General features: G+C 68.9%; 2 protein-coding genes (1 of these 2 only partly in view). Both read left to right on the plus strand.

Features of this window, described 5'->3' with window-relative positions:
• Positions 1-21,414, plus strand: the 3' portion of a protein-coding gene (locus CRP45_RS23065; protein WP_097246904.1) for a LuxR C-terminal-related transcriptional regulator. Its footprint begins 12,042 nt before the window's first position; the window shows 21,414 of its 33,456 coding nt (coding positions 12,043-33,456); its start codon lies beyond the left edge, outside the window; its stop codon occupies positions 21,412-21,414.
• Positions 21,414-22,076, plus strand: coding sequence for a hypothetical protein (locus CRP45_RS23070; protein WP_097246906.1), 663 nt, complete (start codon positions 21,414-21,416; stop codon positions 22,074-22,076). The genes CRP45_RS23065 and CRP45_RS23070 overlap by 1 nt, the downstream gene beginning before the upstream one ends.
• Positions 22,077-22,095 lie beyond the last annotated feature (19 nt).

The following is a 22,095-nucleotide window of genomic DNA, read 5'->3' on the forward strand; positions in this document are numbered from 1 at the left end:
GTCGGGATCAAGCCGGACGGCCAGGCCGTCGAACCGATCGAGCAGCTCCAGCAGTCCTTCGACGAGCGCGAGATTCCGACGAAGGGCCACAGCTCGGGCTCCAATATCGCCATGCGCCTGGGCGGTTTCCTGCTGCCGCTGCTCGGCAGGGACTACCCCGCGCTGCGGGTGCTCGTGAACCCGGCGCTCAGCGAGTACAACACCGGCATCAACACCTGCTTCGTGGATTCGATGACGCGGGTGGCCGACGACCAGAACACCCCGGAGCGGCCGAACGTCGTCACCGTGCCCGCCCTGGATACCCGCAACCTGTCGGGCACCTCGTGGTCCGATGCGCAGCCGAGCTTGCACGGCGCCGTGGCCGAGGGCTTCGATCACCCCGGCATGTCGGCGCCCGCCAACCTGATCGACGGTCTGATGCATCGCGCCGGGCCCGGCTCGATCGCCTGGGTGCTCGTTCAGCGCACGACCGAGGATCGCCACGGCGTGGGCGCGCACTCCTTCACAGTGAAGTACCTGGACGGGAACAACTTCGAGGTCGACGGCGTTCCGGTCACCTACCAGTACACCGACGATCACGGCGTGGCCTGGTTCACCACTCCGGCCGGTGACACCGTCACGCTGCTCGACCTGACCAATGGCACACCCGAGGAAACCGGGAGCACTTGGGCGGTGGTCTGGCGCGACGGCGAAGTCGTCGAGAACGTCGGCGATCGCACCGCCGCGCAGCCCGACGCCGAGCTGCGAATCGGCCAGACGCCGGACCAGAACTCGCCGGTCCCCGTGCACCGGCAGCCGCCCGCGCACGCGCCGCCGCCCGCACGGATCGCCGCGTTGCGTGCCGAGATGTCCGACGCCATGGCCCGCGAGACCGCGGCACGCGCGGAATCCATGCGGTTGGTCGCGCAGGCGCGGGAGGCGATCGAGGCTGGTCGTCCAGGGGACGCGCAGGTTCTGTCCACGCAAGCCGAACAGTTCACCGAGACAGCGGAACTCGCCAAGGCGGAGGCCGAAGCGGCCCGCGTCGCCGCGGTGCGGGCGCACGAGGACGCGCTGAACCAGACCGAGGCGCAGACGCGGGCGCGGCTGGCGGAGCTGGGGACACAGGTCGCCGCCTTGCAGGCACAGCTGGACGGAGAACTGGGCGGCGAGACCGAAAGTGCCCAGTTCCGTGCGGATCTCGAGCTGGTCGACAACCTCACCGCGGCGTTCGAGCTCCGCGATCGGGTCGACCACGCCCAGCAGCTCGACCGCACTCTCGAAGAGCAGATCACCCGCGGCCAAGGCGCCGTGCGGACGCTCCGCCAGGCCATCCGCGATCTCGAAGCGGAACCCGTCGACACGCGCGCGTCCTCGCGTGCCAAGCAGGCTGATCTGGCCGTGCTGCGGCTGAAGCTGCGGGACGCGGTGCACGCGCTCACGCAGCTGGAAGCCACGCAGGCGGTGCTGCACGAGAAGACCCCACCGGGTCCGCTGATCGAGCTGCGCGCCGCGCTCACCCAGGAGATCCTGGCGGGCACCAGGTCGCGCAACGCCCTGGCCGAGGTCTTCCAGATCGGCGACGACAACCAGCTGAACCCGGACTACCAGGGTCCGCTGGAGCCGGGCGCCCAGCAGGTCCAGCAGCTGCGCGCACTGATCGACCAGATCCGGCAGCTGGAAGCCGAACAGAACCAGCTCACCGAATACCTCGACAAGCAGATCGCCGAGCGGCGGGCCGCGCTCGACGCGCTGAACGACCTCGGGCTGCTGCCGGTCTCCGAGCGCGTCGGTGTCCGGCCGTCGCTCAGCCCGAAGGCGATCGACACCGAGACGGTGGTCGTCGGCACCGACACCGATGTCAACAGCTACCGCCAAGCCCTGCACGCGGCGCTGCCGCCGCAGACCGAACTGAATCTGCTACTCGGCATGGCGAATTCGTCGGTCATCCCGGTGAACGTGCAGTTCCGTCGGATCGAAGTCGACGCCGACGGCGCCTACCAGCAGTCGGTGTCCTTGCCGTCCACCGACGCCGAACTCACCGCGCGTGCCGGTTCCTGGGATCCGGCCAAGCACCCGCGTAAGTGGGAGAAGGAGAAGTGGACCGACCCGCAGCCGCCGTTCCTGTTCAAGGTGTCGATGGTGCCGACCTTCGACAAGATCATGGCCGGGCTGCACGAGTTCGAGGCCGGTGAGGTTCCAGGGTTCCTGTTCCCGCAGAATCCGCCGTTCTCGCCGACGATCTACAACGTCCCCGAGGGCGTGAACGCGTGGAGTTCGGACGTCGGCCTCAACCTGTTCCACGCCCGCATCCTGATCATCGGCATCCTCCAACGGATTCCGACCCATCCGTGGGCGAAGAACTTCATCCAGAACCGTCCGTGGATCGGCCAGACCATCCTGCGCACCACCCAGTGGCTGCCCGCCAACACCGCGCACGGACAGTCGATCCAACTGCCGCTGTCGGTGGACTTCGTGAACCGGCATCCGCATGTCGCTCAGGCCATGGCCGATGTGACGCAATGGATTCCGGCCGTGCGCGACGGCAAGTGGATCCACCTGGTCCCGGTGGTGCGCGGCACCCGCACCTACGCCTGGTTCAACGACGGCCAGCCCGACCCGCAGTCGCTGCACCGCGACGACCTGGCGCCGGTCGCGCTGAACTCCGAGCAGCGGCGGCTGGACGGCACGGTGGTCTATCCGTTCACCGGCGAGAGCGTCGACATCCCGGAAAGCCTGGCCGCCGACTGGCGCGCAAACGACCTCGCGCGCCAGCGGATTCAGCAGGAGACCGACGCCGCCTACGCGGACTTCGAACACAATCGCGTGCACGAGCACGACAGCCTGCTCGCGCGGATCGCCAACAACGCGCTCTCGAACCCCGACGCCTACTCCGGCGGCGACCCCAAGCGCTGGGTGCGCGGTCCTGGCAAGGCGTGGGTGCGCGACCCCAAGGGCACGCACATGCCCAAGCGGTCCGACGGCTCGACCTGGCTGCGTGATCACGCGGGCACCACCCGCACCCCCGACGAGGTGGTGCGGAACCTGAACCGGGCACGCGACTACCTGCTGCGCAATTCCGAGGTCAACCGGATCGCCGACGTCGTCCGCATGTGGAACCGGTTGATCGATGGACACCCGGTGCGCGAGGACATCATCGCCCTCGAGGGCGCGCTGTTCGAAGCGGAGTTCCTGGCGCGCAATCCGAAGGCGACCGGGCATCAGGCCCACGCGGCCGCCAAGGCGGCGGGATACGACTGGGACGCCAACCGTCCGCATCTGCCCGGCAAGCGCACGCTCTGGCAGCGCCTCACCGGCCGCCGCGCCGACCCGCTCGACTTCACCTCCGGGCTGGACCCGAACGTCAACGATCCGGCGCGCACCCGCCAGTTCTCGCTCCCGCTCTACTACGGCGTGCAGGGCTTGGACGGGGTGGACAGCCGGCTGCGCGCCATCATGGGCGGCTGGCCCGCGGCCAAGGTCGACCAGGCGCTGGCCGAGGTGAAGGACATCGTCCACCGCGCCACCCGGTCTTTCACCACCAACGACCACGATCTGGCCCGCGGCGGCGTGCACGTCTCGGCGCGCGTCACCGGCAGGGCAGGCGAACAGGTGCTGTCGGTCACCGTCGAAGTCGACGGCGACGGCGCCTTCCCGCGTACCCGGTACGACCTCGACCAACACGACAACGACTGCGTGCCGGTCGCCGCGCGTTTCGTCAACCAGGCGCAGGGCACCACCGTCACCGACGCCGATCTGCTCGAGCCGTCACTGGCGGGTGTGCTGTGGAGCGATATCGTCCCCGAGCTCGACGGCGCACCGGTGCAGGGCTTCGTCGCCGACGCCGACTCCACCGCCCACGCCCGCCTCGTGCGCGGCCTGCTCGACTCCGGCCCCGGCACCACCGCCTACCTCTTCGAACAGCGCGCCACCGCCGCCCGCCACGGCGCCATGGGCCACGCCGCCGCCCTCACCTACATCGGTGAGAACGCCGACGGCACACATACTTTCGAACTCAACGGGCAACCCGTCATCCTGAACCGGGTCGACCCCGACGGCCGCGAATGGTTCCAAGCACCGGCCCCCGCCGGCACCCTCCAGCTCACCAGCGGCGCCTCCACCACCACCGAGGTATCGCTGGCCCACCTCACCGGCGGCAGCACCGACCACACCGTCGCCCTCTGGGCCACGGTGTACAAGGGCGGCCAGGCCATCCTGCTGTCCCCGCGGTTCGCGGACCCGAACGCCGCACCGCCCGCCGACGACGTCTACTTCGGCGCGAACACACCGTCCCCCGAAGGCGATGCCGCGGCCGGACGGGCAGACGCGCAGCTGCCAACGCCGCTGCGGAATGTGCTGGCGCAGATCGATGCCACCGCAACGGATCCCCGAACCGCCGAACGAGCCAAGGATTTCGTCCGCCGGCAATACCAGGTGCTCCGCCGGCAAGTCGAGGAGGCCACGCGGCAGGCGGGCGAGCCTGTGGCGGGCGCGCGAGCGGAGCGGGGCATCAGTCGGCAAGCCGCGAACAACACTGCCCACTGGGTCGACCAGATCCGAGCGCGCGCGCAACGAGCGGGCGGCGACTTCTGCGCGCGGCTCATCCGGATCGACCTGGCACTGCGAGGGATCGATTCCGATATCGATCCGGAGTTGCCCGCCGAGCAGCGCGTGTTCATCGACCGGATCGAAGCCCTGCTCGACCGCGTTGCCCAGGCGCAACAAGCCCTCGACGCGCTGCTGGCAGCCAAACCCGACCTGCGGGACAAGGGTGCCGACCACTGGCAGACAACCATCACGGGGATGCGCAACCAGCTGGCCGAGTGGGCTGGCGACTACTTCGAGGGCAAGACGCCGGCCGGCCGACTGGTCACTCGTACGGACGACTCGTCGTTCCTGCACGGATTCGACGTCGTGGTGCGCGGGCTCCTCGGTGAATTCACGATGGCGTCGCGACTGGACGGGGTGGCCCGGGTCGGAATGCTGATCGACGCGAACCTGCCGACGGGCGGTGCGATCGATGGCGAGGTCGATATCGTCACCGACGGCGGCGCCACCTGGAACGAGGTGAAGACGCGTCAGCGATCGGTCACTCAGGACCGGCGGATGAAGCCCGATACCGAAGCGCAGGTGCGCAGGCAATTGCAGATCGCGTACCTGAATCGGGCCCTGTGGGTCGACGGGAAGCCCCCCAGGGTGGTGTGGCATTTCCTGGACGGCATCGCGCCGACCGAGAAGGCAGGAATCGAAGCCGTTCGCATCGAGGACGAGAACGGTCGCGTGCTCGATGACCATCGCGTCGAGGTCGTCGATCACGCGAACACCCAGATCGGGCCGGATTCGAGCAGCGCCGAGCAGCCCGCGATTCCGCCGCTGCCGGATACCGAACTGCCCGACGCGCTGTACGCGATCCTGGATCGGATCGACGGTGCCGCCGCTGACCTGGACTTCGCCGACAGTGTGAAAGACGCTGTGGTCGAGCGCTATCGGGAGTTCCGGCAGGAGCGGGCGGTACGCGCCCATCGAGAGTTCGTGAACAACAAGACGAACCAGCTCCAGGCGAAGAACCCGGAAGCCGAGGTGGAGTCGGAGGCTCGGCGGTTTGCCGACGAGCAGCTCGTCGGCGAGCGGTCGCTGGACCGTATCGGCCGGGACGCCGCGGACCGGACCAAGCAGTGGGTCGAGAAGGAACTCGCCCAATTCCTCGCCGATTCGCAGACGACTCCGCCAGAGCTCGAGTTGCCGAAGGCCCTGCGCAAACTGCTGGACGAAATCGCCCAGCACGGCGATCCGGTTGTCGCCGAGCAGGCGAAAGCGCTTGTCCTACAGAAATACCGCGAATATCAGGAAACGCCCTCGGCAAGTGTCCGACGCGATGCCCTTGCCGCGAAGATCGAGGAATTCACCCGGCTCGGCATGCCACGGGCCGACGCCGAGCGGCTGGCCGGTCCGGAAGTCGACGCCTTCCTGCGAACCAAGGCCGGGCGGAAGATGATCGACGGCCCCGCCGCCAACAACGCCGTTCAGTGGGTGGAGAAGACTCGCCGTGGCGTGGACCGGTCGGGTGCGAATCTCGTCGAGCGACTCGCGGAGATCTCCCGGGACACCATCGGCGCCGAGACCCCAGCCGCTGTCGAGCAGCCCGAAACCGGCTCCTCTGACCCGGGGAGCGAGCCGGACCCGGCCGCTATCGATCTGTCGCCCGCACAGCGGGATCTGGCCGAAGCCTTGGGGGTCGACCCGGAGCTGATGCAGCGGCCCGGCCTGCTTCGCCAAGCCGTCGATGTCGTGCAGGGGCAGTTGCGCGCCCTGGATGGCGAGGCGTGGCAGCGGGCGGTGGACGCCGGTCGGTTGCCGGAGTTGCGGCAGTGGATCGGTCGGCGCATGACCTGGGACGACGCCACCCAGGTGCTTCAGGTCCAGGAACTTCGGACCGGAGAGGTCGACGCGGCCGTCGCGCAGCGCCTGCGGGACACCAATGACGCGTTGCGGCAGGAGCTGGCCGACCTGCTCGCGGTGGACGAACTGAGCGGCTATTCCGCACCCAGCGACGCGGACCCGGTCGCCGAGTTGCGCCGCGTCGCGGCGGCGATCGGCTCGCCCGAACTGGCCGCGTTCGTGGACCTGTGTGTCGAGGTCCTGCCGCCGACGCCGCGGACAGAGCCGGACCCGGACACCACACTGGCGGCGGCCCGCGAGAATCTGGCCGAGATGGCCGGTCTGCTCTCCCTCGATCCGGCCGCGCTGACCGCGGGCGCGCCACGACTGGCCGAGCTGCGCGCCGAATGCGCTCGCCTCGCCGACGCGCTGGCGCGAGCGCTGGACACCCCGGTCGCTGAGCTGGAAACCGTTCTGGAGCAACGGGACCTGTCCGGCGACCCGGACACCGCCCCCGAGACGCTCGAGCTGTACACCGACTGGCTGACCCACGCCGGGGTCCTGGAAGCCGCCGACCTCTACAACGGCCTGCTCGGGAACGCCGAGACCACGACCCCGGCACAGGAGGGCAGCGCCCACGAGAACCTCGCGGCCGTGGCGGACCAAGCTCAGAATGCCGCTGCACCGCAACAGCAATCGGCGACGCCGATGAGCGACGCCGACGTAACGGACAGTCCGGCACGGAAGTCGCGGAACCGCCGCGACCCGGGGACGTTCTTCGCCTTCGATCCGGAAGGCCCGCACGAAGTGCAGGCACACAGGGCTCCGGGGCAAGCGGCACAGCCATCGAACGACGCCGCCGGCGATGTGCTTGCGGCGGACGAGATTCCGGCCCCGCTGACCGGTGACAACCTGCCCACCGTCGAGCTGAAGCGCGGCTATGTGGGTGAGGAGCTGCGCCGCAACCAGTGGGGCGATCCCGTCGTGCACTACCTGTCCGAGGCGGAGCTGGCGACCCAGCGCATCGTCATCGGACCGGACGGCAGGCTCTACCGCGCCCACGACGGCCAGCTCTTCGACACCGGCGGCCGCACGGTGATGTTCGCTCTCGACCCGGCGGGCAATCTCTACGCCGAGACAGGGCTGATCGACAAGCCGATGCGCCAGTCGTCGTTCCTGTCCGGGCGCCCGGCCGCCGGTGTCGGCGGGATCCGGGTCGACGCGGGCCGCCTGGCCGCCATGACCGACAGCAGCGGGCATTACCAACCCGCGGCAGCGGTCAACGACGACGCGTTGCGCGTCCTCGTCGACCAAGGCATGCGGGTCGCCGAGGATTTCGCGCAGTACGACCCGCTGGATCGGCGCCGTCCCGGCCCACTCGATCCGCGGGCCTCGGACGCGGACGGCAGGGCGTCGGACGGCGGCGGAAAACCGAGGGGCGCAGGCAATATCGTGCGTGACGTGCTGCGCGCGTTCGTCCCGGATTTCGAACCGGGCCGCGACTTCGACGGCGCCACCCGAACCCAGCGCGCCGCGCACGGCGTGGTGGACTACCTCGCGGGCTTCTGGGAGAGCTCGGACTTCGTCGCGTCATCGCTGTTCCGGCCTATCGATGCCGGTGTGTTGGAGCAGGTCGTGGCGATCGAGCCGCAGCGGTTGCGGCAGTTGCTCGAGCAGGGTGGGCTCACCGCGACCCAGATCGACGGTGTACTGAACCGGCTGGACGAGATTCGCACCAACGGACGCATTCACGGCGACCACGTCGGCGACGCCGACTCCGAAACGGACGTGGAAGTCGAAACCGATTCCGACCAGGCCGATTTCGAGACCATCGACCCGCGAACCCTGGGACCGGCTCGCGAATCCGCTTTCACCGATGCCGAACTCAGCTCGCACGGACTCATTCGCGTGACGTTCGAGGGCAGCGACACCGTCTGGGTGTACAAGCCGTTCCACGGCGATGCCGACACCGCGGGTATCCCGCCTTCGGGCCGCGCACTGCGCGAAGTCAAGACCTACCTGCTCGACCGGCTGCTGAAGTTCCACCTCGAGCCGCCCACCTATCTGTGGGAAGGCAGCAAGGGCACGGGAATCCTCCAGGAGTACGTGCCTGGCGCGGCGAGCGGACGTGCGGTACGCGGCTACGACCGGCTGGTCCGCGACATGATCGCGATCGTCGACTACATCGCGGGCAACCGCGACCGCCACGTGGGCGATATCATCACCACCCCGTCCGGTCGCGTCGTATCGACCGACAACGAAGCCACCTTCCCGGTCGACGAGAACTCCTTCGCCCAGTTCGAGCCCCAGTCGGTCTTCGTGGCCGACGTGCTGGGCCGAGACCTGCACCCCGATGCGATGGCGCTGGTCGCCGCCGCCACCGAGGCGGACCTGCGAGCGATCCTGGACGGCCTCGAACCCGAAGCCATTCAGGGTGCGGTGGACAGGTTCACCGAGATCAAGGACAACGGCAAGATCACCGGCGACAACTGGCCGTACCGTGGCGGTCTGCCTGGCCTGGTGCGGGAGGCTCCGACCTCGCCCGCGCCACTACCGCATTCGGAAGCGGCAGCCCAGCCGGTCACCGACACCGAGGCACTGGACCGTCCGGTACGCAAGCCGGGGAACGGCCGCGACCCGAGCACGTTCTTCGCCTACGATCCCGACGGCCCCCACGAAATGCGGGCGTTCCGTGCTCCTGGCCGGGCGGAGTCGGCGCCATCGGCGCCTGCGGTCCAGGACGGCACCACCCCGGTCCCAGCTGCGACAGATCTGGATGATCCGCGGACGATCGTCGACCGAGCCGTGCGGAACGACAAGGCATCGGTCGAAGCACTGCTGCCCCGGTTGACCCCCACACAGCGTGCGGTTGTGCAGGCCTGTGTGCTCGATGGGCTGTCGAACAAGGCGGCGACGGCGGCGCTGGGCTGGACAAGCAAGCGGCTGCACGCCAATCTGCCCAAGGCGTTGCAGAAGCTGGCGACTTTGCTGTCGGAACCGGCGTCGCCGCCGACACCTGCCGAACGCATCCGGTCCCTGCTGGAGACCGCTGATGGCAAGGCCAAGCTGGAACCCCTGATCCGTGAGCTGTCGAACCCGATTCAGCGGCAAGTCGCCCACCTGCGGCAGATCGAGGGCTTGTCGGACAACGAGATCGCCGATGAGCTCGGCATCGAGGCGGCCAAGGTGCGCAAGCACCTCTGGAAGGCAGTCCAGAAACTGGCGGATCTGCTCGACAGGGACGGCAGTGGACACGCGGACCCGGATCTCATGCTGGTCCGTCATACCCAGCGCACCGCGCCGGCCGAGCTACAGCGCGCGCTTGCCGGCCTGAGCCGCGAGCGGAAGCTGACCAAGGCCCAAGCTCAGGCGGTTCGGCAAGTGGCCGATAGCGCTGTCGCGGCCGATGTGGACGTCGATGCGGACGTTCTGCACTCGGTAGCCGCGAGACTGCGCGGTGCCGATCTGGACTATCCAGGTCCGCGGGAGTGCGCGTCCTTCGGTGAATTCTTGATCGAATTCGGCAGCAGGAACAACCTCAGCCGGTTGGACAAAGCCCGGATCTTCGGAATGACCGTTGCGAGTATCCGAGCGCATGAGGAGGGTCGTGCCGCCGCGCCGATCGAACTCGCCCTGCTGAAGGTCTATGACCTCGCGCTGCACCACGCTGGTCCGTGGAACGAGTTCGCCGAGGCATGGGGGCCGGCGTCCGAGCACGGATACCACTACCGGATGGATCCGTCGGGCGAAACATGGCCCGCCGCAGCCGATTTCGACTCCCTGCACCAATGGATGCAGGCGGTACGACTGTACAAGCGCCTGACCGTGGAGGAGTTCGTCGCTCAGGTCGGCGACGGTACGCGCTCGAACCGGGTGACCGAGGAGGATCACCTGCCGCAGATCCGCCGCATGCGACGGATTCGCGACGCACTCGAGATTCCCAGCGATGTCTTCCGTGCGGTGATTCGCGAGTTCTATGCGCGTACCGGGAGCGATTCGATCGACCCGGCCGAGTACGAAATGTTCTGGGAGCTCATCGATACCGCACCCGGGTCGAATGCCGAAACCGCCTTGAAACAGCGGATCGCCGAACGGTACCAGTGGATCGCGGAGCTCGCGCCCCGCGGTTGGCCGCAGGCCGGCGAGTTCGAGGATCTGTCGCAGGCGGTGAGCGAGGCGATACTCAAGGCAGTACTGAATTTCGTGCCGTCCGGCGGCAGCTTCACGAGGTTTGCCTGGGTAACCGCACGCGCCACCATCCGCGATGCCTACTTTGCGCAGAAGTATCCCAACGTGGACAAGGCGACGCGGTGGCGGCTGTATTCGGTCGACAGCTACATGGACAGCGTTGTCGCCGAGACCGGTCGGGATCCGTCCGACGCCGACATCGCTCAGGCGCTGAACCTCGAGGTGTCCGAGGTCGTCGACGCTCGGGTCACCTTGGGGCGGCGATCCACCTCGATCGGCGCCATGCGACCGCCGGACGCCCGCACGGAGCAGCGTGACATCGCGGATCCGACCGGGTCACCGTTCGCCGACGTGGATTTCCGACTGACCTTGGAAGACGCTCTCTCGGCGTTGCCCGATCCGGAGCTGGCACAGAATATTGTGCGCCTGCATTTCCTGGGCGGGCTCGACGTCGACGCGGTGAGTGCCCAGCTAGGTGTTTCCAGCTCGGTCGTCGAGGACACCGCGGCGGTTGCCGGTGCGCTGTTGCGGGAAGCCTTCGCGGACAGCGAGTTCGCGCCCGCCTCGGCAGACACTGCTCTTCCGGCCGAGTCCGTACGCCCGGCTTCGGAGCCGCCACGGCCTGCCGCGATGGGTGTCCCGCGTGGCGCTGCGGATCCGTCGGTCACCGACGGTGCGCATGGTTTCGCGGAGCAGGAAACCGCTGCACCGCAGGACGTTCGGGCACCCTTGGTGCAACCTCAGTCGACCGCACCACAGCAGGTGTGCGCGGATGACGCTGTCGACACGGTGATCTCGGAAACCGGCAGCGCTGTCGCGCAATCGTTCACCGATGAGCCCGGGCTGGGTGGGCGCACCGGTACGCAGCTGGAAGCGCAGACGAAGGGGCGGTTGCAGCCGTTCGGCAGCCGGAACGAGGTGGCCGCGCGCCTTGCGGATCCGGACGATCCGCTGTCGATCGCGATCATGGTCGATCACTATGCCGCCGCCGACGCGAACGGTGTCGGCGCGCACGCCTACGTGATGGCCAACCGGGGCGGCCAGATCATGGTGCGGGACCTGAACGACGACAACGGCGCCTGGCGGCCGTTCGTGCGGGGTGAGGCAGGGGCGGACGCGGTGGCGATGTCGGGCATCGCCTTCGACCGGGCCGGAAATCCGTTGCGCCCCATCAGCGAATTCCCGGCCGACCCGGCCGCGCACCCGGAGTTCGCGATCGGCGTGACCGACCCGGACGCGAACGGTGACCGCGCTCCGCCCACCCTGTGGACACCGCCCGAGGGCACATCCGACCAGCAGGCGCTGGTCCGAAACGCACTGTCCCGCTTGGGTTCCGACGCCGACGCGAGCATCCTGCTGCACGCCGACCACTACACCGATCTGCTCGGCGAATCCGGCGATCTCGCAAACCGCAATCGGCAGTGGTGGGACGCGCTGGATCCAGCCGAGCAGGCGGCGCTGATCGAACTGGCGCCACGCGAGATCGGCCAGGCCGATGGCATACCCGAGCCGGTGCGGGCTCAGGTCAACCGGGACCTGCTGGACAACGACCGACGCGTGCTGTTGGCCTTGGGCGAGAACCTGTCGCCTGGCGCCGCGAAACTGCGGAAGGCGCTGTCGGAGCTGCGTTTCGACCTGCTGGAGATGGAGGCGAACAGCGCGGACATCCCCGGCTGGCCCGCGGTGAACCTGCGGACATACGCGCCGTCGCTGGACGGACAGGTGCGCAGCGTCGTCACCTTCGGCGACCTCGAGACCGCCGATTCGGTGTCCACCATGGTCTCGGCTCCGGACACCGTGCACGTGACGGCTACCACGGTGCCGGACAATCTGATTCACGCGACGCAGCTGTTCGACTCCGCTGTCCTCGCGGACGCCGACCGCGAGTACGCGGTCATCGCCTGGCGCGGCTACGGCGACTCGGTGACCGCCGACGGACAGCTGCTCGCCCGGGATCTCGCGGCGATCAACGCCGTTCGCGCGCAGGGCAGCACGCCGGCACCGGACATGCACGTCTTCGCCCTGGACAGCGCGGGCTCGCTCATTGCCGCCACCGCGTGGTCGACGCTGCCGGGCGCGGATGCCCAGGTCACCGATCTGGTGATCGTAGGCTCCTCGGGCCTCCCGCTCACGCATGCCGCCGAAACCGGCATCAATCCCGAAAACGTCTATGTCGCGGCAACTTCCCGGGACAAGGAGACCTGGCTCGGCGCCGACGTACCCGGCGCCAAGGGCCGGTACACCGGATACGGCACTGGCATGGACCCGGCGACGGCGGCCTTCGGCGCCAAACGGGTGGCCGCGGAGATCTCCTCCGCCGAGGATTACCGTCTCCACGAGTCGGCGGTGCTCAGCAGCTACTTCGACTACGACCCCCGCACCGGACATCCGACCGAGGCGCTGCGCAACTTCGGCCGGATCGCCGCGGGCCGGATCGACGAGGTCACCTTCGACGAGCACCGGCCCGGTCTGTCGGACCCGACGGCGCAGGACTCCACGAACGTGCGGATGCCACTCGATCCGGCGAGCGGCCGGATCGTCGAGCTCGAGGAGGATCTCGGCCTAGGCAACGCGGAGCTGATCTCGACCGAGCTGAACCCGCAGGAGCTGTACCGCCTGGACCCGTCACCGGCCCAGCCGTGGGGCGGCACCTGGTACGACGGGCATATAGGCAACTGTGTCGACGTGGCGCTGCGCACCGGCCACGACGACCTGGGCCTGGATGTCGACCCACCCGACGACAACGCTGGATTGGCCGGGCGCAGCGCCGACGAGGCGGAGTTCTACGGGCGCGGCCGACTGCGGGTGCACCCGGACCGGGACTCGATCGCCCACCAGCTCGCCGATCCGGCGAATCCGATGACCGCGTCGCTGGTCGTCGTCACCTACGGGCACGACAACGTCGCTCACATGGTCCTGGTGGCCAATGTCGACGAGAACGGGAACATGGTCCGCGAAGGCGGCAGGCTCATGATGAGCGACCCGAACGTCGACAACGGCGCATGGCGCCCGTACCGCTGGAACGAAGTCACTCCGGATGTAGTGTCGACGACCGCGATCGGCTACGGCGTCGACGGAAAACCGTTGCAGCCCAACGCCGACCACGCCGTCGATCCGCAAACCCGGACCGGCGCGCTCATCGCCCAGATGGATCCGGAGCCGGCAGCCGGCACCCCGACCATCTCTGTCGGCGACCTCCTCGACGGCGAGGGCGGGGACGCGGCCCAGTTGGCCGGATCCGGAACGCGTTTCGCGACGCGGGTCGAGAGCGTGAACATGCAGCACCTGGAGACCGCGGCCGGGCCGGTCGACACGCTGTCGGTGACGCTGGCGCTCGATCTCGCGCGCGGCGGCTCGGGCCGGGTCACCCTGGAGTTCACCCGTGACGCCAGCGGCACCACGATGCGGTACCGGGACCTCGATCTCGGTTACGCCGGTGTCGACACCAAAGACCCGGCCTTCCAACCGGGTTCGGACCCGATCCGGCTCGCCGACGCGTTCGTCGAGATGCACGAATCGGTGATCCTGCCGTGGCTCGCCCAGTCCGGTGCGGTGTTCGAGGGGCACCCAGGGCACTACGCGGAAACGACCGTGGGCGAGGAGGTTACGGATACCGAACGTCCCGACGATCTCTACGAACACGACCACGCCAAGAGCGAGCGCGTCCGTCCTGCCGGAATCGCGAGGCGCTGGCTGCGGGATCAGCTCGCGGCCATCGGTTGGAGCGCAGGCGCGCCCGTGCACCTCCAGATGGTGTGGGTGGCGACGAGCGAGGCGGTCGCGAACTCCCTGGAGCACAGCACCGGCCCGGTGCGGGTCACGCTGCGCGTGCTGCCCGGCGCCGGTCAACTCGTGGTGCAAAGCATCGACAATGTCGTGAGCCACCCGCCGAGTGGCCCGATCCGCGAGAATGCCAACCTGATGGAGGAACGGGTGGCGGCGGCGGAGGAGCGCCGCCTGGCGGAGGAGGCCGCCGCGAAGCGGGCCGCCGGGGCGGAGCTGTTGCAGGGTGACGATCTCGACGCGTTCTTGGATGGTGTCGACGAGGATGCCATCGCGAATCTGGATTTGGATGCGCTGGAGGCCGGGGAGGGCGGCGCGAAGCCGGAGCTGTTGCAGGGTGATGACCTCGACGCGTTTTTGGATGGTGTGGACGAGGACGCCATCGCGAATCTCGATCTGGACGCGCTGGCCGCCGCCGAAGCCGGCGACAACGAAGCACCGGCGGCGCCCGAGCGGACCGAAGCCGAGAAGCAGGACGCCGCGGCCTACGACGAACGCGGTCGCGGCATCCAGATCCTGCACACTCAGACCGACGCCTGGGACTACGCGCCGCTCGCGAACGGCCGCGGCAAGTCGATCTGGTTCATCCGCTCGATGGCCGACAGCGACCCCGGTCCCGACAGTGACCCAGGCCCCGACAGCGACCCCGATCCCGGTACCGACCCGGACCCCGGCACCGACCCGGCTGGACCGACCGATACCACTGCGCCCCAGGGTGATACACCCGCGTCCCCGGATACCGATGACGCCACGCCCGGACCCGGCACCGGCTACCAGGTCGCCGAGCCGAAGTCGCCGAACTCCTACCGGCCCGAGCTCATCGAGGGCATCGATATCGGCAAACTCCAACTGCGCGACGGTGTCTTCTACGACGAGAACAACCAGCCCTACAGTTCGGGCCCTAAGGGCGTGGCTTTCCTCATCGGCGCCGACCCGAGCGATATCCGCTGTATCGCCGTCGCCGATGTCGAAGGCAAACTGGATCGGCGGGACGTGCAACTGCACCAGCTGCTCTACAGCAGCTATGCCGACCCCGCCGACGGCCCGATCGCCTTCGGCCACTGGGTGATCGAGAACGGCAAGCTCACCGAGCTGATCCCGATGAGCGGCGCCTTCCTCGACCCGGAGCGACATGCACTGTTCACCGCCCAGCTGCGCGCAGTGCTGAGCGAAGCCGGTGTCGACACCACAGGCACCATTGTCGACGGCGTGCAGGAGCAGAACGGAATCTGGCGCCCGGCACTGCCTTTCGCGACCGTCACGGAACTGATGGCCCGCGGGGATCAGCTCGCGGCCATGGTGTTTCGAGGCTGGGGCCCGGACTTCTGGCTGGACGTCACCGACATCGCCATCACCGGCGACCGCGCGACGGTGACCGTGTCACTGCACCCGGTCGGCGGCGAACTCGGCCGGGTCACCCTGGAACTCACCCGCGACGGCGACGGCGTCACCCTGCGCTACACCGATCCCGACCTGGGGCCGGACGCGGATCGGGTGACCAAAGCCTGGCGACAGCTGCACAATTCGATCGTTGTCCCGTGGCTGCGAGAGTCCGGCGCCACCTATACCGATCCCGCACCGGACTACCCCTCTCCGGACGACGTGCACCGCGCCGAATTCGAACAGAAGGTTCGCGAAACGGACCTCTCCTCGCCGGAGGCGGTGGCCGAGGCGCTGTACGAGCGGGTCGGGCGGGACGCGGTCACCGAGTTCGACACCGACACCGAGATCGTGCCCGGCCCGACCCCCAAGGAGATCTTCGACGCCGCCGACCTCGGCGTCGACGCCAGCAAGAACCGCGCCCACGCGACCGGCCCCGCGCCTGTCGCGGGTGTGCTCGTCGACGGGGAATCCGTGGGCTCGCTCATCGGTGGGTTGCTGCCGGAGCTGTCCACCAGCGAGATCGTCGGCGACGATCCGACCGCGACCTTGCTGCCGGAGGAAGCCGCCATCCTCCTCGACGAGAAGTCGCCGCCGTTCTTGGTGCGAGAGAAAGCCAACACGCGGACCGCGGCCCGGCGCGCGATGGCAGACCGTGGTCACCACGATGTGCCGGTGGGGCGCGGACCGCTCGGCGAGCCGGTGTTCCCGGACGGCCTGGTGGGCAGCCTCACCAACAAGACGATCGACCAGGCCACCAAGCACACCTATTACGCCGCGGTCGTCGGCGATTCGGCGCGGTTCCGGTCGGTGGGCATCGACGCCGAGAACAATCGATCGGTCCGGGAGACGATGTTCAGGGCGGGCCGCGTCGAGGAATTGCTCTGGGTGCAAGAGCAATTGGACTGCCTGCCGGATTCCGGTGTGGCCTGGGACAAGGTGCTCTTCTCCGCCAAGGAGAGCATCTTCAAGGCCTGGTACACCCTGACCGGGGACCAAAGCCTGCGCCTGCGCCACGTTTTCACGAACTCGCTCGTCAGCTTCGATATCGAGGCGGGCACCTTCCACGTGCGGGTGATGGTCGAGGCCACCGGCAAGGACGGACTGCCGCTGACGGAGATGCACGGTCGATTCGCGGTGCGCGGCAACACGATTCTCACCGCGGTGCTGGTTCCGGCCGAAGCTCCTGTCGCCGAGGCCGTCGGTCCCGAATCCGCGCCTGCTGTCGATCCGACCAAGGCCCGCGCCGCCTACGCCGAAGCCGCCTACGCGCTCAAGTGGCTGATCATGGCGCGCGGCTTCGACGCACACGGCATCGTCGAGCTTTCGCCGCCGTCGGGCATCAACCAGATCGTCACCACCATGCTGACCGACTGGGCGCAGACCAATCCGCAAGCCTTCGCGGCGGACGCGAACCTGCGGACCCTGTGGGAGGCCTTCCGGCTGATGCTGCCGCAGGGCGAACACGCGGAGATCCTGCTGCCGGTCCGGGTGCCCAACGAGGGCGATCACGCGGGCACCCTGGAACTGACCCTGCACGAGCACACCCTGTGGCAAGCCTGCGGTTCGCCGTTCGACGCGGCGGCCGATACCGGACGAATCGCAGGCCTGGTCGCGCCGGAACGCCTGCGTGCCCTCGCCGAACTGATGCCGCACCCCGAGTCGGCGCGGACCTTGCGCGCCGTGGCCGATGTCCTGTCGAACCTGCCCCTACCGGCGCACACGCCCACCGACGCGCTGTCCGACCAGCCTGTCCACTATGACGACGACCTGGCGAAGGGCGCAGGCAAGGTGCCGCCGATCCGCTTGGACCTCACGCGCACCGCTGGCGTCGACTGGGATGCCGCGGCTGCCGCTGGGGCTGGCGCGGTTGCCGGTGCCGCGACGGCTGCGAATCTCCGAGGGCGTGCCGTCGACTGGAAGGCCGCGGCCGCCGCGGCGACCGGCGGCGTCGTCGGTGCCACCGCGCCGGCGGCTTTCACGGGCGAGGGGATGGCGCAGGTCGCCAAGGGACTTCGCGGCTGGGATGGCGCCGCACACGATCCGCGGGTGACCGCGAAGCCGATCGATGGCGCGGCGGTTCCGGCCGAGAAGCCGCTGTCCGACGGCGGGCACGTGTTCGGTGATCCGGATGCCTTCACCAGCACGCAACCGGCTGCGCCACAACCGGAGCCGGAAGCGCCTGCGGAGGATTGCGTCCGTCAGACCATGCGCACCGCCGCCGAGGTCGGGCTCGATGTCACCGTCCCCGCCGAGTCGAAGCTGTCCGGCTGGACAGCGCTCGAGGTGGAGGAGGACTACGCGCACGGCCGGATGCGGCCGATCGATTCCAGGGACGCGGCCTTTGCCCGGCTGACCGACCCCGACGATCCGGCGACCGCGATGCTGCTGGCCGAGGAGTACTCGATCGGCGGCATGAAGGTCGCGCACCTGTCCATGATGCGGCTGGACAACGACAAGGTCATGGTCAGCGATCCCAATATCGACAACGGCGCGTGGCACGAGTACGTGCCGGGCACCGTGACCCCCGGCTCCCGCAAGCTCGCCGCGATCGCATACGGCGCCAATGGAAAAGCGCTGCTGTCGAGCACCGAGCACGCCGCCGACCCGGCGGCCCACCCGGATCAGCTGATCACCCACATCGACCTCACCGCCAGGGAAACCGAAGTGCTGGTGCTGGTGGCCGAGGGCCTGACCAACAAGCAGATCGCGCAGCGGCTTGCGATGGCCGACGCCACCGTGCACACCCACCTGACCGGCATCGCCAACAAGCTCGGCACCGGCGATCGGGCCGCGCTGGCGGCCATCGGCGTGCGCCGAGGCCTGGTGCCGTTCTCCGAGCCGGATGTCGCCGCGAAGATCGAAGGCGGGCTCGGGCCGGACGCGCTGGATGCCATCCAACTCGAGGTGCTGGCGCTGGTCGCCGACGGCTGGTCGAACAAAGAAGTCGGGCTGGCCATGGACACCACCGAATCCGTGGTGAAGAACCACCTGGTCCGGATCGGCCGCATCCTGGGCATCAGCAGCCGGGCCGGCATGGTGGCGACGGCGCTGCGGGCGGGCATCCTGTCGATGGATGCCGAGGTCGCCCTCCGGCCGTCGTCCGGCGAGGGGCACGGTGGGTTGAGCCAACGGGAAACCGAGGTGCGCACCCAGCGCCTCGCCGGCCGATCGAACGCCGAAATCGCCGAGGCGCTGGGAATTTCCGAGCACACCGTGGCCACCTATGTGGCCAGGATCGCGCACAAGCTCGGCATCGACCCGGCCGCCGAGCTGATGGCGGGCGCCGAGACGATCACCGCGATTCCCTCCCCGGCCACCCCGGCGGTGCCACACCCACCGACAATGATCGACACCAGCGTCGCCCCCGCCGAGCGGCGCGATCAGGCGCAGACCATGCCCGGTGTCGAGCTGCCGGGCACCGTCGAGCCCGAACCCTCCTCTCAGCAGGTGTCCGGCCCGTCCACCGAGTCGAGCGAATCGAGTTTCGGCGGCTCGAATCCGGTGCCGCCGACCCAGATCCTGCCCAGCGCGGCGAGTACCGAGGGGCCGGAGTACCTCGGTTCGGATCCGTCGATGCCGGAAGCGGTCGTGCCGGGCGGGGAGGTCGAGGGTCCGGAGTACCTCGATTCCGAGCCCGATGACGACGGCCCGGAGTACCTGGAGCCGTCGCAACCGGAGACCGTCGTCCTGCCGGACGGTTTCGGCGAAATCATCGAGGGCGTAGGCAACTTCGACGGCAACGGCCGCACCGCCGACGACGGCGCGCTGACCACCAAGCTGGCCCGCCAGGCGGTGCAGAACATGCTCCGCGCGATCGTGCTCCCCGAGATCGGCTGGCACCGCGACGGCCACTTCATGCTGCCCGACGGCCGCACCATTTACGTGCGGGTCGACAGCACCATCGGCGACGAGGTCGGTAGTTTCCAGTTGCGTCCCGGCGGCGCCGCGTTCGACATCATCCTGTCCGACGGACTGCGGACCAGGGACGTGCCACGGGCCGTCGCGCACATGCTCACTCGGATCCGGCAGCTGACCGACCCCGAATTCCGGCACCCCGGTCCGCGCTTCGCGGAACTGAAAGTGCTTGCCACCCAGCTGGATCAGTCGATCTTCGATCCCGCGCGCGGCAAGCTGACCCCGGAGATCCGGGCCGACTTCGACGACCTGATCGCACATTTGGGCATGGACGTGGACCCGGTCGGTCCGGCGGCGGAAGCGCTCGCCGCGCACGATCCTGAGCTCTCGCGCCGGATCGGGATGGAATACGGTGGGGCCGTCGCCTCCCGGCCCGTCTTCGGGAAGACACTGACCGACCCGGCGTTCCACGAGGCCGCGCTCACCCACCTCGGCAGCCTCGCCCGCTTCCTGACCGGCGAGCACGCCTCCGAAGTGCTGATGGCGGAGGGGCTTTCGCTCCACGCCCGGATGCGCGAGGAGTATTGCCGCCGCCTGTTCGAGCCGATCTTCGCCAACCCCGATGTCAGCGCCATTCGCAAACAGCTCGAAGCGGCCGAACTGTTCAGCGCCGACGACCTGGTCGCCGCCCTGGCTCCGATCAAGCGCGCTTTCAACGATCCGATGCCCCCGGAGTGGCGACGGTCGGCGCTGGAGGCCGCGATCACCGAGGTGCAGAACACCCCGGGCCACATGCAGCAGATCAACCGGTTCATCGATTTCGAGCGGATGCGGCAGGCGGCCCGCGCCTACACCCAGATGCCGGACCGGGTCGGCGGCGTGCTGGATCGGACGACCGGGCTTGTGCAGTTCCCGACCCTGGCCACCAGCCCGAACGGGGCGACCATGTCCATGCTCGACTTCTTCCACGCCATGGACCGAGCCAACCGTGGCGCCGAAGCGGCCGGCCTGGACATCGAGTACGTCGTGGTGATCCATGACGAGGCCAACGGCCGGTCCTCGGTCGACGTGCTCTCGCGTCCGCGCGCGCAATATCGACTGCCCGCCCAGCAGAGCCACCCGGTGCGGTTCGTGCCGCGCCCGTCGGTGCCCGCGGCGGTCGAGGGCGGCCACACTGTGGACGTGGGTGTCGGGCGCGGCGGGTTCGCGGTCGAACTGACGCCCGCGCAGGACACCTCCGGTCGCGGCCTCATCCTGCAAACCGAACTGCCCATGGATTACGCCGACGCGGGCCAGCGCCGCCGCAACCTCGGCATCCTGGACGCCGGTCCGCTGACCCGCCCCGGTTCGCTCATGGTGTGGGCCGACTTCCTGCTGCACGGCGCGGTGCTCAATGTCGGCGGCAACGGCGGCGTGGCGCGCTACTACATCAACAACGTCAGCGCCCACTACGGCGACGCCGACTACGACACCCTCGCCCGGCAATTGCCGCACACCCTGGTGCCCGGCGCGCATGTCGAAATCCAGTGGGACATGAAGTCGGAACTGGTGGAGGGCGGCGAACCCGGCGACCGCGGGCATATCCAGGGCGACAAGCTCATGCTCGCCATCAGCCGCGTGCTGCCGCCCTCGCTCGCGGCCGCCTTCGAGGTAGTCGAGCACACCGAGTTCGCGGGCGACGGCAGCGACGAATACCTGTTCACCATCGACACCGGCGCAAGCAACGTGCTCAACCCGGACGCCATGGCCAAGTACTCGCCGCCGCAGCCGACCGACCGTATGGTGATCGTGTACAGGCCCGCCGGTTACCGTTCGGCAACGGCGAACTTCGAAGGTGGTGCACGGTGATGGCGGAGATCGAGGGCGTGCGCGAGTGGCTGGACCGCTCCGCCGAGTTCCTCCGCGGCCAGATACGCTGGTTCGCCGCTCAGATCCTGCCCGGGTCGGCGCCGTACGTGGTCATCCCGAAGCATCCGAGCCAGGTGGACTGGGCCGATCCGCCCCGCCACCGATTCGAGGCCGTCGCCAACCTGTCCGGCCCACCGGATCCGTCTCGCGCCGACCGCGCCGCCCAGGTGCTGCACACCGCGGGCTGGGCCGTCCAGGTCCAGCGCGATCCGCAGGCCCCGACCGTCGTCGTCGTCCGCGGCGATCGCGAGGGCTACCGACTGCAAGCCCGCATCGAGGACGGCTTCGGCGGAATTGTCCTGCTCGGTGAAACCCCCAATATCCAGCTCTACCAACCGGATCCACCGCCCGCCCGCCCAGCCCCGGCCGTCACCCCGGACACCGTCAGCGCGGGTGCCGTCCTCTGCTACGAATGCGACGGCCACGGCGTGTGCCCCACCTGCCACGGCACCGGCTGGACCAAGGCGCCCACCGCCTCCGGCCGCCATCGCTGTCCCACCTGCCAGGGTTCACGGGCCTGCCCGATCTGCGGGGGAGCGGGCGAACTCCGCATCACCGAGTTGTCCGACGACGACCGCGTCCACTACCCGCATATTTCCTAACCGTTCCTTAGGACTTTCC

Source organism: Nocardia amikacinitolerans (assembly GCF_900215415.1).
In the GTDB taxonomy this organism is placed as follows: domain Bacteria; phylum Actinomycetota; class Actinomycetes; order Mycobacteriales; family Mycobacteriaceae; genus Nocardia; species Nocardia amikacinitolerans.

Bases quoted from the DNA above. Each gene is read 5' to 3' on its own strand.
- CRP45_RS23070 (WP_097246906.1), top strand. From the start codon at position 21,414: ATGGCGGAGATCGAGGGCGTGCGCGAGTGGCTGGACCGCTCCGCCGAG.